Source organism: Kribbella sp. NBC_00359, from assembly GCF_036097425.1.
In the GTDB taxonomy this organism is placed as follows: domain Bacteria; phylum Actinomycetota; class Actinomycetes; order Propionibacteriales; family Kribbellaceae; genus Kribbella.
In genome coordinates this window covers 5,511,669-5,526,462 of the sequence record NZ_CP107975.1, presented here as the reverse complement: position 1 = coordinate 5,526,462, position 14,794 = coordinate 5,511,669, and the positions used below count along the sequence as shown (strand labels likewise).

Annotated in this window: 13 protein-coding genes; 3 read left to right on the top strand and 10 right to left on the bottom strand. The window is 69.2% G+C overall.

The window, feature by feature from the left end; genetic code table 11:
- Positions 1–10: 10 nt before the first annotated feature.
- From OG876_RS27055 to ffh, 3 genes are all read right to left on the bottom strand, one after another.
- Positions 11–1,168: a lytic transglycosylase domain-containing protein gene (locus tag OG876_RS27055; protein ID WP_328519445.1), complete on the bottom strand. Its 1,158-nt coding sequence runs from the start codon at positions 1,166–1,168 to the stop codon at positions 11–13.
- A 201-nt stretch (positions 1,169–1,369) separates the two neighbouring features.
- On the bottom strand, positions 1,370–2,704 hold the full coding sequence (locus OG876_RS27050) for a lytic transglycosylase domain-containing protein (RefSeq protein WP_328519444.1): 1,335 nt from the start codon (positions 2,702–2,704) through the stop codon (positions 1,370–1,372).
- Between the two features lie 250 nt (positions 2,705–2,954).
- A complete protein-coding gene (ffh, locus tag OG876_RS27045; protein WP_328519443.1) occupies positions 2,955–4,517 on the bottom strand; it encodes a signal recognition particle protein in 1,563 nt (520 codons plus the stop codon).
- A gap of 176 nt (positions 4,518–4,693) precedes the next feature.
- Here ffh and OG876_RS27040 point away from each other — a divergent pair, with 176 nt between their 5' ends.
- Complete coding sequence (locus OG876_RS27040; RefSeq protein ID WP_328519442.1) at positions 4,694–5,584, top strand: arginase family protein; 891 nt, start codon at positions 4,694–4,696, stop codon at positions 5,582–5,584.
- On the opposite strand, the gene OG876_RS27035 is transcribed toward OG876_RS27040, so the two are convergent.
- Genes OG876_RS27035 through OG876_RS27020 form a run of 4 tightly spaced genes read right to left on the bottom strand, consistent with a single transcriptional unit; the run spans position 5,577 to position 10,574 of the window.
- The gene (locus tag OG876_RS27035; protein ID WP_328519441.1) at positions 5,577–6,611 is read right to left on the bottom strand and encodes a DUF2332 domain-containing protein; all 1,035 of its coding nucleotides are present in this window, start codon (positions 6,609–6,611) and stop codon (positions 5,577–5,579) included. The two genes, OG876_RS27040 and OG876_RS27035, sit on opposite strands and share 8 nt — an antisense overlap.
- 10 nt (positions 6,612–6,621) lie before the next feature.
- Positions 6,622–8,886, bottom strand: coding sequence for a [protein-PII] uridylyltransferase (locus OG876_RS27030; RefSeq protein WP_328519440.1), 2,265 nt, complete (start codon positions 8,884–8,886; stop codon positions 6,622–6,624).
- Positions 8,887–9,225: a P-II family nitrogen regulator gene (locus tag OG876_RS27025; RefSeq protein ID WP_131346991.1), complete on the bottom strand. Its 339-nt coding sequence runs from the start codon at positions 9,223–9,225 to the stop codon at positions 8,887–8,889.
- Positions 9,222–10,574, bottom strand: a complete 1,353-nt coding sequence (locus tag OG876_RS27020; protein ID WP_328519439.1) for an ammonium transporter — start codon at positions 10,572–10,574, stop codon at positions 9,222–9,224. The genes OG876_RS27025 and OG876_RS27020 overlap by 4 nt, the downstream gene beginning before the upstream one ends.
- Positions 10,575–10,825: 251 nt before the next feature.
- On the opposite strand from OG876_RS27020, the gene OG876_RS27015 reads away from it, so the two are divergent.
- Positions 10,826–11,497, top strand: coding sequence for a TetR/AcrR family transcriptional regulator (locus OG876_RS27015; protein WP_328519438.1), 672 nt, complete (start codon positions 10,826–10,828; stop codon positions 11,495–11,497).
- Here the strand turns inward: OG876_RS27015 and OG876_RS27010 are convergent.
- The 3 genes from OG876_RS27010 to OG876_RS27000 are packed head-to-tail and all read right to left on the bottom strand — an operon-like array spanning position 11,426 to position 14,102.
- A complete protein-coding gene (locus tag OG876_RS27010) occupies positions 11,426–12,676 on the bottom strand; it encodes a hypothetical protein (protein ID WP_328519437.1) in 1,251 nt (416 codons plus the stop codon). The genes OG876_RS27015 and OG876_RS27010 overlap by 72 nt on opposite strands.
- Positions 12,673–13,131 (bottom strand): sigma factor-like helix-turn-helix DNA-binding protein, encoded by a 459-nt coding sequence (locus OG876_RS27005; protein WP_328519436.1) that lies wholly within the window; start codon positions 13,129–13,131, stop codon positions 12,673–12,675. The genes OG876_RS27010 and OG876_RS27005 overlap by 4 nt, the downstream gene beginning before the upstream one ends.
- A gap of 26 nt (positions 13,132–13,157) precedes the next feature.
- Positions 13,158–14,102, bottom strand: a complete 945-nt coding sequence (locus tag OG876_RS27000) for an NAD(P)/FAD-dependent oxidoreductase (RefSeq protein WP_328519435.1) — start codon at positions 14,100–14,102, stop codon at positions 13,158–13,160.
- Positions 14,103–14,180: 78 nt separating this feature from the next.
- Here OG876_RS27000 and OG876_RS26995 point away from each other — a divergent pair, with 78 nt between their 5' ends.
- Positions 14,181–14,756 (top strand): helix-turn-helix transcriptional regulator, encoded by a 576-nt coding sequence (locus tag OG876_RS26995; RefSeq protein ID WP_328519434.1) that lies wholly within the window; start codon positions 14,181–14,183, stop codon positions 14,754–14,756.
- Positions 14,757–14,794: the final 38 nt, after the last annotated feature.

The following is a 14,794-nucleotide window of genomic DNA, read 5'->3' as shown; positions in this document are numbered from 1 at the left end:
CGGCGCTCCGTCACCCGTGCGAGCCGCCGCCCGGCGTACAGGTCGGGGTGGTCGGGTCGTTGCTCGCGCACGGCGTGCCGGACGGGGTGTCCGTCGGCGTCGGCGTGGCGGTCGGCGTCGGGGTCGGAGTGGGCGTCGGGGTCGGTGTCTGCGTAGGCGTCCTCGTGGGCGTCCTGGTCGGCGTCTGCGTCGGCCGGGTCGGCCGGTGCGTCGGCGTCGTGGTCGGCGTCGTGATCGGGTCCGGCTGCGTCGGCTCGCCGATCGGCGTGGACGGCCGCGTCGTCGGGAGCGCTGTTGTCGTCGAGGTCGGCGTGGTGTCGTCCGGGATGTCCGGCACCGCGCGCGGGTCGACCTTGCGCTCGGCGTTGCCGGTCGACTTCGGCACCGACAGACTGCCCTTGGCGTTCGGGATCAGGACCGCGTTCTTGCTGTAGACCCGCATCCACTTCAGCACGGTGGCGACGAAGTCCTTGGAGTGCTGGTATCGCAGCAAAGCGGCGACGAGGTCGCGTGGCTGCTTCAGGTCGTCACCCTCGGAGCACAGCACCACGGCAACCGTGGTGACAGCGTCGTACACGTTGTTCGGGTTGCGGAAGCCGTCGCCGTTGCCGTCGGCCCCGAACTCGTCCCACACCTGCGGGATGATCTGCATCGGCCCGACCGCACGGTCCCAGCTCGGATCGCCGTCGTACCGGCCCTTGTCGGAGTCGGTGATCCGGCCGTTGCCGCTCCGGCCGTTCAGTACCGGGCCGAGGATCTTGCCGCGGGTGGTGCCGGCCACGTCGACCCGGCCGCCGCTGGCGTGGTCGGACTCGACCTTGCCGACGCCGGCCAGCAACGGCCAGGTCAGCCCACAGTTCGGCCGGACCACGGCGAGGTTCGCGGTGGCGCGGCGGTAGGCGGGGAAGACCCCGCGCGGGATGCCGTTGACGGCACCCGGCCGCCCGGGCCGGACGACGGATCGGCCGTCGGTCGCCCCCTGGACGGGGACGTCGGCGCGGGCGGGCTTGTCGGATCCGAGCCGGCCGTCCACGCCGGGACGCTGCGGCACGATCATCGTCAGTTCGTCGAACTCACCGCTGTTCAGCCCGGCTCCAGGCGATGGGGCGACCGGGCTGTCCGCCACGAGCGAGCCGGAGGCACCGGCCCCGCCCGAAGCGACCGTCACGATGGCCCCGACCAGGAGCGGGGCTGTGCACAGTGACGCGATGATGATTTTGACCCGACGGTTACCACTACGGGTTAGGCGCATAGTCCCCTCAACGATCCATACGCCAGAAAGTTACATCAAGACGACGCAAAGTTACCTGACCCGCCAACACCGCTGAAAACGGGCACCGAGGTAATCTGCCCGGTTACCCCGATCGGATCACTTGGCCGACTGGGGCGCCTGTCCCGGGGTCGACGCGGAGCTCGGATCCCCCTGCGGCGCCGTGGTGTCACACGGATCCGGAGTCGGTGTAGCCGTCGGGGTCGCGGTCGGTGTCGGCGTACACGTCGGAGTCGGCGTCGGCGTGGGGGTCGGCGTAGGCGTCGGCGTGGGGGTCGGCGTCGGCGTCGGCGTAGGTGTCGGCGTCGGCGTCGGGGTCGGCGTCGGCGTCGGCGTGGGGCTGGGCGTCGGGGTCGGGGTCGTCGACGGCGGCTTCGTCGACGTCGGTGTCGACGACGGCGGGGTGGCCGGGTGGTTCGTCGGCGTGGTCGGCACCGGGGTGCTCGGCCGGCCCGTGGTCGGTCGCGTCGTCGTCGGCTGAACCGTCGGCGTCGGCGACGGAGTCGGCGACGTCGTGGTACCGGTCCGGGTCGGGTCGTTGCTCCGGTCGACGTTGCCGGTGTTGTCCGTCGGCGGGGTGATCACGCCCTGGGTGTCCGGGATCGTCACCGTCTGCGTGCTGTAGGTCTGCATCCACCGCAGCACGGTCGACACGTAGTCCATCGAGTGGTTGTACCGCAGCACTGCCTGCACGAGACCCTGCGGGTCAGCCAGGTTCGCACCGCCGGCGCACAGGTAGTCCCCGGCGGCCCGGGCCGCGTCGAACACGTTGTGCGGGTCCTTGATCCCGTCGCCGTTCCCGTCCGCGCCGAACGTTCTCCACGTCCCCGGGATGAACTGCATCGGCCCGACCGCGCGGTCCCAGCTGGCGTTGCCGTCGTACACACCCTGGTCGGTGTCCGCGATCGCGGCCATCCCCGGACTGCCGTCGAGCACCGGTCCCAGGATCCTGCCGCGGGTGGTCCCGTTCGGCTCGACCTTGCCGCCGCTGGCGTGCGCGGACTCGACCTTGCCGATGCCGGCCAGCAGTGGCCAGGTCAGGTGGCAGCCGGGCATCGCCAGCGCGAGATCGTTGGCAGCCTTCTGGTACGCCGTCAGCACCGTGCCCGGGATGCCCGAGGTGTCACCGGTGATGCCGGGAATCGGCTGCACCGCGCCAGTCGTCGTACCCGTGATCGGGACCTGGACGGTCGACTTCTCCTGGGTCGGGAGGCTGCCGTCGACACCGGGCTGCTTCGGGACGTTGTTGGCCAGGTCGTTGAAGACCGCGTCCTCGCGCGGAGCGGCCAGCGCGTGCGCGTCGACGATGAACGTGTTCGAGGTGACGCCACCGACGACGAAGACGGCGACCATGGCGGTGGGCGGAGCCAAGCAGACCCAGGTGGCGGTCAACTTCCCCCGCCACGTGTCCAGGTTCTTGAACTGCTGCCTCATCCGAACCGTCCTTCGACGCATTCCGCGCAGTGGTGTGTCTCTCGGGCGTAGGCACGATCTTAGTCGTCACAGGGTCGTGGGCAACCGGTAACGGTGCGCCACTTCATACAGTGACCGGGTGCCGAACGGCCGTGTTCATCCCCACGTCAGCCAGAATTCACTCCCCCTCCCCGTCCACCACCATAGGCCGGACCGGGCGCCGCGGCGTCAGCTGATCAGATGACAATTCCGACATCAGCGACGTAGGGGGTCACTTGCCCCCGAGCATCTTCTTGAGGTCGTCCGGCAGCTCGAAGTCGCCGTCCTGGCCGCCGCCGCCGAACGCGGCCGGCAGCTGGCCGGGCTGCGGGGCGGCCGGCTGGGAGGTGCCCTGGTTCGCCCGCTTGGCCGGGTTGCCGGAGCCGCGCTTCTTGCCCTTCTTCGCCTGCTGCTTGGCCTTCCGCGCGCCGCCTGCGCCGGCACCTGGCATCCCCGGCATGCCGGGCATCCCCGGGATGCCCTTGCCGGAGGCCATCGCGGACATCATCTTCCGCGCCTCGAAGAACCGCTCGACCAGGCCACTGACGGTGGCGACCTCGGTGCCCGAACCCTTCGCGATCCGGGCCCGGCGGGAGCCGTTGATGATGTTCGGATCGGTCCGCTCGGCCGGGGTCATCGAGTGGATGACCGCCTCGATCCGGTCGATCTCACGCTCGTCGAAGTTCTCCAGCTGGTCCTTGAACTGGTTCGCACCGGGCAGCATGCCGAAGATCTTGGTCAGCGGGCCCATCTTGCGGACCGACTGCATCTGGGCGAGGAAGTCGTCCAGCGTGAAGTCCTTGCCGCCGCGCTTCTGCAGCTTGGCCGCGGTCTTGGCGGCCTCCTCGGCGTCGAACGAGCGCTCGGCCTGCTCGATCAGGCTCATCACGTCGCCCATGCCGAGGATGCGGGACGCCATCCGGTCGGGGTGGAAGACGTCGAAGTCCTCGAGCTTCTCGCCGTTCGAGGCGAACATCACCTGGCGGCCGGTGACCTGCGCGATCGACAGCGCGGCACCACCGCGGGCGTCACCGTCGAGCTTGGTCAGCACAACACCGTCGAAACCGACACCGTCCTCGAAGGCCCGGGCCGTCGTCACCGCGTCCTGGCCGATCATCGCGTCGACGACGAACAGCACCTCGTCGGGCTGCACCGCGTCGCGGATGTCCGCGGCCTGCTTCATCATGTCCTCGTCGATACCGAGCCGGCCGGCCGTGTCGACGATCACCACGCTGTGCTGCTTGGTCCGCGCCTCGTCCATCGCCCTGCGGGCGACGTCCACCGGGTCGCCGACGCCGTTACCCGGCTCGGGCGCGAACACCGGTACGCCGGCCTGCCCGCCGACCACCTGCAGCTGGGTCACCGCGTTCGGCCGCTGGAGGTCCGCAGCGACCAGCATCGGCGTCTGGTGCTGGGTCTCCTTCAGCCACTTGGCCAGCTTCCCGGCCAGGGTGGTCTTACCGGCGCCCTGCAGACCGGCGAGCATGATCACCGTCGGCGGCCGCTTCGCCATCCGCAGTTCACGGGTCTCGCCGCCGAGGATGTTGACCAGTTCCTCGTTGACGATCTTGATCACCTGCTGCGCCGGGTTCAGCCCGCCGCGCACCTCGGCCCCGCTGGCCCGCTCCCGGACCGCCGCGATGAACTCCCGCACCACCGGCAGCGCGACATCGGCCTCCAGCAACGCGATCCGGATCTCCCGGGTGGTCGCGTCGATATCGGCATCAGTCAGCTTGCCCTTGCCCCGCAGATTCTTGAACGCGGTGGAGAGCCGATCGGAAAGCGTGTCGAACACGAGAAACAGTCCGTTTCTTCAGTAGAGCCAATGTCCCCGGACAACTCCCCGAGTCTACCTGGGCGTACACACCCTCAGCTCCCCTGGACAGCTCCGGCGGCGCGGTCGTTGACAGGGGTGGGCCGGGTCGGCAGGATCTAACCAGTTATTGGAGGGTTAAAGGTTAGGGGTTTGCGGTGGGGAAGACGCGGGTGGTGGTCGACGGGCCGTCCAACCTGGGGTTGCGGGCTCCGGTGGTGGGGGCGGTGCCGGGGTGTTACAAGCTGGCGGGGGCGCTGCGCGACTGTGGGCTGGTGGGGCGGATCGGGGCGATGGATGCGGGGTGTGTCACGCCGCCGCGGTACGACCGGGCCGGGTGGAAGCCGGGCGATGGCGTGTTCAACGCGGGTGGGATGGCGTCGTACACGGTGAAGCTGGCGGATCGGTTGACGAAGTTGTTCGACGAGGGGCGGTTCGTGGTGTTGCTGGGCGGTGAGTGCAGCAACCTGCTGGGGCCGGCGTTGGCGATGAAGCGGCGTGGGCGGTACGGCGTGGTGTACCTGGACGGCCACTCGGACTTCCGGACGGTCGACAACTCGCCGTACGTCGGGGCCGCGGGAGGCGAGGCGCTCGCACTGGTCACCGGGCGCGGACAGGCGGATCTCACCAACCTCGAGGACCTCGGCCCCTACACCCTCGACACCGACGCGGCGCTGCTCGGGATCCGGGAAGACGACGAGTACGTCGCGGACGTCGAGAAGGCCGGGATCCCGGTGTGGCCGGCGCTGACGATCGCGGCGGATCCCGCTCGGGCAGCGACTCGAGTCCTCGAGCACCTGGAGCGAGACGAGCTCGACGGGTTCTGGGTGCACCTGGATGTGGACATCCTCGACGCGGAGGTGATGCCCGCCGTCGACAGTCCCGACCCGGGCGGCATCGACCACGCCCAACTCCAGGCCCTGCTCCGACCGTTGCTCGCGTCCCCCACATGCATCGGGATCGACATCGGCATCTACGATCCCGATCTGGATCCCGACGGCGTCTACGCGGCCGAGCTGACGGACACCTTGGTGGCGTCCATCAGCTGACCCAGACCAGCCCCTGCCCGTGCGGCTCGGCGTGCCCCAGGATCCGCCGTTCCCCGCCCGGCCAGGTCTGCAGCTCGACCACGAACTCGTACGACTCACCGCGTCGCATCGGTTCGAGTCGGAGCCGCGCCAACGGAGCAGACTCGGACGCCTCCGAGCCAAGCTCCGCCAACCGCTCCTCCACAGCAGCCCGATCGTCCGCGGGCAAGTACTGCCACATGATCGAGTGCCACACCACGGTCACATGCCCCGGTGACAACTCCATCCCCCGCAGGAACGCGACAGCGCCCTCCCGTCGTACGTCGGCCGGCACCTGCCGGGCGATCGCCAGCGCACCACGCAACCGCTCCAGCCGCTCGGCCATGTCGGGCCAGACGTACGACGTGAGCGTACGAGCACCCTCCTCCGTCAGCGGGTTCACCGGCGCGATATCGCACCCCACCCGCTCCGCGATCCGCAGCGGCGCCGGCTTCAGAGTCCGCCCGGTCCACGCCGACTCGAACACCACGGGACTGTCAGCCGGACCGTACGACGTCCCATCCGCCAAGTACCGGAATCGGTCCGCCCGCAGGTTGAGCCCAGCACTGGCCCCTATCTCGAACAGCCGCACCGGCAGCGGCACCGTCTCAACCAGTTGCAGCAGACCGCCATAGAGCGCGGCCGCGCGGCCCACCTCGTTGGTCTGCGGCGGCTGCGTCAGCAACGACCGCACTTCCCCGGACCGTGACTCCAGGACCTGAGCGAACGCCTCCCACCCCAGGACCGGATCCCACACCCCGCCGACACTCGGGTAGAACGCGGCGAGTTCGGGCACCTCCCCCGCCAGCACCAGCCCATGCACCGCACCCAGCAATCGCAGTCCGATCGCCTCACCGAACGATCGGTCCTCATACCCGGCCAGTACCTCGACCGACGGACCGCCCACCTCGTAGTCGTCCACGATCAGCCGGCACAGTTCGGCGTACATGGGCGACCCGAGGTCCTCACAAGCAACGGCCTGGCGCTGAAGCGCCTCTACGACATGCACACAGCCGAGACTAGAAGGTCAGGCGATCCAGTACCGACTTTGCCGTCGTCCGCGCGTCCTCGTCCTCGAGCGGCGAGCCATGGTCGTCCGTGAGGTAGAAGACATCCACACACTCGGCACCCAGCGTGCTGACATGGGCGGAGCGGATGTCGGCACCGGTCGAGGCTATGGCCGCCGTGACGTCGTACAGCAGGCCGGGACGGTCGTGAGCCCGCACCTGCAGCACAGTCGCCGTCTCCGAAGCGCCAGGCAACAGATCGACCCGGCTGGCCACCCGCTGCTTCAGAGCCGACGAGTCGCGCGCGGCCAAGCGCCGTACGAGATCGGTGTCGTCCCGCAGTGCCACAGCGAGTCGGTCACGCAACCGCACCGGGTCGGGCGGCGATCCAGCGACGGTCCACTGCGAGATGCCCAGGCCTTCAACGGACGTGATGACCGCGGACCGCACAGCGAGCCGCTCCACAGCCAGTACGGCGGCAACGGTCGACAGCGTGCCCACTTGGTCAGGTACGGCGACGTTGACCCGCACGTCACCGTGATGCTCGGTCACTGTCAGCCCCAGCCGCCCGACACCGACCACCTGGTGCAGAACCGGTACGGGGATCGGCGGAGCGTCGGTCCACATCCCCTCCCCTCCCCCGGACAGCTCACCGCGGACGCGCCGACACAGCTCACCGACCAGCCGCATCCGCCACGGTGACGACGCAGCCGGACCCGCGGCCCGGGCATCGGCGTACGTGAGCGCCTCCAGCAGATCCAGCGTCTCGGTGGTGCGGACGATCCCGGCCACCAGGTCCACCGTCATCGGGTCGTCGAGATCCCGGCGGGTGGCGACCTGGGCGAGCATGAGGTGCTGCCGGACCAGGAGCGCGATCGTGTCCGCATCCGCGTCGACGAAGCCGAGCCGCCGAGCCACTCGCCCCGCGATGACCGCACCGGTGACACTGTGGTCGCCGTCGACCGCCTTCCCGAAGTCATGCAGCAGTGCGGCGACCAGCAACAGGTCGGGCCGCCGTACGTCGCGCACCATCTTGGACGCCTCGACACACGTCTCCAGCAGATGCCGGTCGACAGTGAAGCGGTGGACCGCCGACTGCGGCGGCCGGAACCGCACTGTGTCCCACTCGGGCAGGATCCGCGAGATGTAGCCTGCCTGGTCCAGCGCCTCCCACACCTCGAGCAGTCCGCTGCCCGCACCCAGCAGCGCGCACAGCAGCCGCCGCGCCTCACCCGGCCACGGCTCACCCAGGTCGGCAGCGGACGACGCCAATCGCGCGCACACAGCAGGCGACAGGACGAGCTCACGATCGGCGGCGACCGCGGCAGCCCGCAGCCCGAGTACTGCGTCGCGCTCCGGCCGCGCATCCGGCATCAGCACGACTTCACCCTCGTGCTGACCGACTCCCTCATCGAGTGCCAGCAGCAACGGCCCACCGGTCCGCTGCCGGCGCCTGGACCGCGGCGGCTTGGTCATCAGGCTCTCGACCCGTCGCCAAGACACGTCACACACATGCGCGAGCGTGCGGCCGGTCGAGTACACGTGCCGCAGCAATTCGTCCCGCCCGGACAGACCGAGCCCGGTTGCGACCTCACCGGCCAGGTCGGCCACCAGTCTGTCGGTGGAACGACCGGCGACCGTGTGCAGCTCGTCGCGAATGTTCAGCAGGTCCAGCCGCGCCCGCTCCACGACCGGATGCGGTACGTCGACCAACCACGACGCCACCAACGCGCGCAGTACGACGGCATCTCGCAGGCCGCCGTACGCCTCCTTCAGGTCGGGCTCGGCGAGATGCGCGAGCTCTCCGACGGTCGAGGCGCGGTCACGGCAGGCCTGGGCCAGCTGAGGCAACCTGGAGCGAGCGGTACGCCGCCAGTCCGCCATCAGCACCGACCTCAGCTCCAGCGTGAGGTGCGAGTCCCCCGCGACGTGGCGCGCATCCAGCAGGCCGAGCGCGACGCGAACGTCATCGGCTGCTGCCTGCCGCGCTTCCGCGAGGGTCCGGACACTGTGGTCCAGCTTGGTCCGCGAGTCCCACAGCGGATACCAGATCTGTGCGGCCAGCTCGTCCACCCGTGGGTACCCCTCGACGTGCACGAGCATCACATCGAGATCGCTGTACGGCGACAGCTCCTCCCGGCCGTAGCCGCCGACCGCGACCAGCGCGACGCCCTCGGCAGGTACACCGAGGGCGTCACAGGCCTTGGAGAGGAGCAGGTACAGCAGCGCGTCGGCCTCCTCGGCACGAGCGCGCCGCTGTTCTGCTCGGTTCACCATCTAGAGGGCGTCTCCGTCCAGTTCTCCGGTCCGGACCCGGACGATGGTCTCGACCGGGGTCACCCAGACCTTGCCGTCGCCGATCTTGCCGGTCTGCGCGGCCTTGACGATCACGTCCACCACGTCCGCGCTGTCACCGTCCTCGACGACGACCTCGAGCCGGACCTTCGGGACGAGGTCCACCTCGTACTCGGCGCCACGGTAGACCTCGGTGTGGCCCTTCTGCCGGCCGTAGCCGCTCGCCTCGGTGACCGTCATGCCGGTGACGCCGAACGTCTCCAGCGCGGCCCGGACGTCCTCCAGCTTGTGCGGCTTGACCACCGCGGTGATCAGCTTCATGCGTTCGCACCTTCCTTCTCGGACGTCTCGGTGGTCCCATTGTCGGTCTCGGCCCCGGCACTCGGCCTGGCCAGGGGGTTGTGGCCGCGCAGACCCGATCCGCCCAGGAAGTCGTACGCCGTCTCGGCGTGCTCGACCTGGTCGACACCGGTGACCTCGTCGTCCTCCGTGACCCGGAAGCCGATGGTCTTGTCGATGACCTTGCCCAGGATGAAGGCGACCGTGAAGGAGTAGACAGCGACCACCAGGTTGGCCAGCGCCTGCTTGCCCAGCTGCGAGAGACCGCCGCCGTAGAAGAGGCCGTTGACGCCCGACGGGGCCGCCGCCGTACCGAGGAAGCCGATCGCGAGCGAGCCGAACAGACCGCCGACCAGGTGCACGCCGACCACGTCGAGGGAGTCGTCGAAGCCGAACTTGTACTTCAGCGACACCGCGAAGGCGCAGATGGCACCGGCGAACAGGCCGAGGATGATCGCCCCGACCGGGGTGACCGCGCCACATGACGGGGTGATCGCGACCAGGCCGGCGATCGCACCGGACGCCATCCCCAGTGTGGTGGCCTTGCCGTGCCGGATCCGCTCGACGATCAGCCAGCCGATGACCGCTGCTGCGGTGGCGACCTGGGTGTTCACGAAGGTGACCGCGGCGGTGGTGCCCGCGCTCAGCGCGGAGCCCGCGTTGAAGCCGAACCAGCCGAACCACAGCAGGCCGGCGCCGAGGATGACCAGCGGCAGGCTGTGCGGCCGCATCGGGTCCTTCTTCCAGCCGATCCGCTTGCCGAGCACGATCGCCAGTGCGAGCGCGGCGGCACCGGCGTTCACGTGCACCGCCGTACCACCGGCGAAGTCGACCGCCCCGAGCTTGTCGCCGATCCAGCCGCCGTTGCCGTCGTTCAGGTACCAGACCGAGTGCGCGACCGGGAAGTACACCAGGCACGTCCAGCCGACGACGAACACGATCCAGCCACGGAACTTGGCGCGGTCCGCGATGGCACCCGAGATCAGCGCCGGCGTGATGATCGCGAACATCAGCTGGAAGGCGACGAAGGCGAGCGTCGGGAGCGACCCGCTGACCGCGTCCGGCGAGATCAGGCCCTTCAGGCCGGCCTCGGACAGGTCACCGACCACATGCCCGGTGTCACCGGTGAAGGTCAACGAGTAACCCACCAGCACCCACAAAATGGTGACGACGGCGATGGTGATGAAACTCATCATCATCATGTTCAGCACGCTCTTCATGCGCACCATGCCGCCGTAGAAGAAAGCCAGGCCTGGTGTCATCAGCATCACCAGGGCGGCGCTTGCCAAGACCCAGGCGGTATCGCCGGCGTTGATCTCCATCAACGTCATCCCTTCCATCGTTCTGGGGGTGGCCGGCGTCCTCGGTCGGGAGACTCCACAACGCCGGGGAGCCCGCGCTCAGCCACACCGCAAACGGTGTCGGCGCGCCGTTTCAGCCGATCGGTCCGTTTGTTTCAGGCATGTGACAAAGCGCCCTCCCAGGTGACATCGAGGTGACATCGGCGAACATGTGGCACTCTGGCCTGGACCACACGGGCCAGCAGCCGCGCCACTGCACCCGTCCGACCTGGGGACGAGAAATGGAGACCAACCACGATGTGAGGCCGCGCCGCGGCCGACCACGAGACCCCGACGCCGAGCCGAGGATCCGCGAGTACGCCCTGAAACTGCTCCTCGAGCGGGGATTCGACGGAATGACGGTGGACGACGTCGCCGAGGCCGCGGGAGTCGGCAAAGCGACGATCTATCGACGCTGGGCGAGCAAAGAGCTGCTCGCCAACGACGCGATGGCCCAACTGTTCGACCTGGAGATCCCGGATGCCGACACCGGCTCGATCGCCGGCGATCTGCGCCAGGTCTACAGGTACGCACTGACCTTCGTGAACAGTGAAAGGGGACTTGCCTTGATCCGCCTCGCGGTGTCGGAGGCGAACCGGGATGTCCGGTCCGCCGCGATCTACCGCGACTTCCTGGGGCGCCGGATCGAGCAAACCAGGGACGCCCTGGACCGGGCCCGGGACCGGGGCGAGCCGATCCGGGCCGCCGCGGATCCGGTGCTGATGGTCCAGTGGCTCGCCGGAGTATTCGTCATCCGCGCGCTGACCGGGGAGCCGATGCCGCTGCCCGAAGACGCGGACCGCCTGGTGGATATCACCTTGCGGGCCATCTTGAAGGACGGTTCAGGGTCGGATGCCTGGTCCGACAGCCAGACCGTCCACGCCGAGTTCGGTGACTCGCCGCACTCTGCCTGAGGACAGGTCCCAGGCCAAGACCCAGCCTCGGACCTGCAGCAGTGGAGTGCCGTCGCCGTACCAGCCCAGTACGGAGCAACAGCCGGGCTCGCGCACATAGGCGCGGTCGCCCGCGGCCAGGGGCGTCCTCGGCGTCCCGGTGACCGGCTCGCCCAGCACCAGCAGGCGACTGGGCTGCGCGCGCAGCGTGGAGATAGCCGCCAGGACCTGGGGTAGCGAGACCTTCGTCGGGACTTGACGAAGGTTGTCGGAGACGAAGAGCCGAGCGGCGATGCTGCTCGTCGAGAAGGTCTGGCCGACCCAGAACCGGACCGGGAGCGCCAGAGCGCGGTCCTCGATCCACTGTCCGCTGACCGTGTACCGACCCACGGCCCCGCCATCCAGCCGGAACGGCGCCGTGACTGCATCAGCGTCCTTGGCCCCGTTGACCTTGACCAGTGGTCCCTCGCCGAACCCGCCCTCGCCCACCAGGACGCGGTAGGCCACACCAGGTCCGCTGACGAGTACGCGCTGGGCGTCTCCGAGCCAGGACACGCTGCGGAGGTCTTCGGCCGGTACGTCGTGGTGGCTGACCTCCGCCGTCCCGGCGTCGACCGTGACCAGTTCCCCCGGCTGCGGGAACGCGGCGATCCGGCCGTCGGGTGACACGGAGCCCGGGCTCAACGGTGAGCCGGTGGCGATCGGCACCAACTGCACGTCGGCACGCGACCACGAGGAATCGGCGCCCAGCAGCAGCGGCTCGTACGTGTCGCCACGCTTCTCCAGCACGACGGCGGCAATCCGGTCGATCGGGTGCTCGGACAACGGTTTTGCGTTGCTGGGCAACTGCAGACTGTCGCCCAGCGGGGTTTCGAGCCGGTCGAGGAAGCGCTCACTCCCGGGCGGCGGGGCCACCCAGTAGTCGATCCCGGCGATCTGTCCGGCCGGTGCGACGTAGTCAGCCGGGTTCGTGGGCGGAGTGGTCGGTGGGACGAGTTCAGCCCCCTTGCCGGAGTTGACTCCGAACCCGATCGCGGCGATGAGGGCGACGAGGACCACGACCACCAGTCCGACGAGGACACTGCGGCGCCGGCGTTGCCGGATGGCGACGCCCTCCGCCCAGGCCGCGTCGGCCAAGTCAGGCTCCGGAAGCCGACCGACCGCCCGGGCGAGCATCGGCTGGACGTCCTCCCGCCTCACCGCGCCTCACCCCTGTCCGCGTCACGCCAGTCCCCCAGCCCGAGCGCCTTGTTGAAGCGGCTGAAGGCCGTCAGCCCGTGCGTGTGCGCCGCCGTGTACGAGATGCCGAGTACGTCGGCCACCTCGTACTCGGTGAGCTCCTCGAGGTGCAGCAGCACGAGCACTGTCCGTTGCACCGGCGTCAGGTCGGCAAGTGCGAGCTTGACCGGGTCGTCCTCGTCCGGGAACGCCTTCACCCGGCTCCAGCGCGTCAGCGCCGGTTGGTAGAGCATCCGCTGGACGAACGCATCAGGGTCGTCCACCTTGGTCCAGCGCAGCGACAACCGTGTGAAGGCGCGCAGAAGTGCCTCCTCGGCTCGCTCCAGATCGCCGTACACCAGGTACGCCGTCCGGAGCCATCTGCCCTGCCGCGCATCGACATACGAGGCGAAGTCCGGGTCGACCGTCTCGCGCATCCACCCTCCCGCCCCTATTCAACTCCTCAACTACTCCGCGCTGCTACCGCCAGACGCGTCTCTTCGGTGATCAGGTCGAAGTTGATACCGGCGCCGGTCATCAGGCCGGCGGCCGCGGACGACATCACCTGGGCCATCGGATCGGTCACGTTGCCGGCCGCGAAGACTCCCGGCACCTCGGTCGCACCCCTCGCGTCGACCGCGATGGCCGTGCCGATCTCGACGCCGTTGGCCTCGCGGACGGTCGGCTCCAGACCGAGGTCGGCGAGGAAGTTCGCCCGCGCCCGCACTGTGGTCTGGACCGCAAGAGCCCGCCGCGGGATGACGGTGCCGCCCTCCAGCCGGACTCCGGTCAACTTGCCGTCCTCCACCTCGAGCTGCTCGACTTTTCCTTGTACTACGGCGATTCCGCGCGCGGCGAGCTCCTCCCACTGCTCTTCGGTCAATTCCGGTGCCGTGTGCAGGAACAGCGTGACGTCGTCACTCAACTGCCGGAACATCTGCACCTGGTGCAGCGCCATCGCACTGGTCGCCAGTACGCCGATCGCCTGGTCGCGCACCTCCCAGCCGTGGCAGTACGGGCAGTGCAGCACGTCCTTCCCCCACCGCTCCGCCAACCCGGGTACGTCGGGCAACACGTCGGCCAGCCCGGTCGTCACCAGCAGTCGCCGGCCCTGGTACGTCGTACCGTCCGCAAGACCGACTGTGAAGTCGCCGTCCCGGTGAGCCGTGGTCACAGTGCCGGTGACCACCTCACCGCCGTACCCGATCACCTCCTGGCGACCGATCGCCGTCAGCTCACTCGGCGGGATGCCGTCGCGGGTCAGGTAGTTGTGCACACCCTCGGCCGGCGCGTTGCGGGGCGTGGCGTCGTCGATCACCAGCACCGACCGGCGGGAGCGTGCCAGCGCCACCGCCCCACTCAGCCCGGCTGCTCCCCCGCCGATCACGATCACGTCGTACTTCTGCATCTCCGGCTCCTCTCGCTGATGCTCCGAGGATCCGCGATGATTTTCGTTTTCGACAACTTTGTTTGCCACAATGGCAACATGGACACTCTCGACGACGTTCTCGAAGCGGTCGGGCCGCGGTTGCGCGCGCTGCGGGTCGAGCGCGGCACCACGCTGGCCCAGCTGTCCGAGTCGACCGGGATCTCGGTGAGCACGCTGTCCCGGCTGGAGTCCGGGCAACGGCGGCCGACACTCGAACTGCTGCTGCCACTCGCCCGGGCCCACCAGGTGCAGCTGGACGAACTGGTGGACGCACCGCCGACCGGTGACCCGCGGATCCACGCCAAGCCGATCAGGCACAACGGCACAGTGCACATCCCCCTGACCAGGCGCCCGGGTGGGCTGCAGGCGTTCAAGCAGATCCTGCCGGAGGGTTACCCCGGCGGTGACGTGCAGCAGAAGATGCACGAGGGGTACGACTGGATCTATGTGCTGTCCGGACAGCTCCGGCTGGTGCTCGGCGACCAGGACTTCGTGCTGAAGGAGGGCGAGGTGGCGGAGTTCGACACGCGGGTGCCGCACTGGTTCGGCAACCCTGGCCCGGGGCCGACCGAGGCGCTGTGCCTGTACGGCCCGCAAGGGGAACGCATGCACGTCCGGGCCCGCACACGATAGCCAGTAGGCTGCGGCAGTCCGTGTGACTGAGGAGGAAC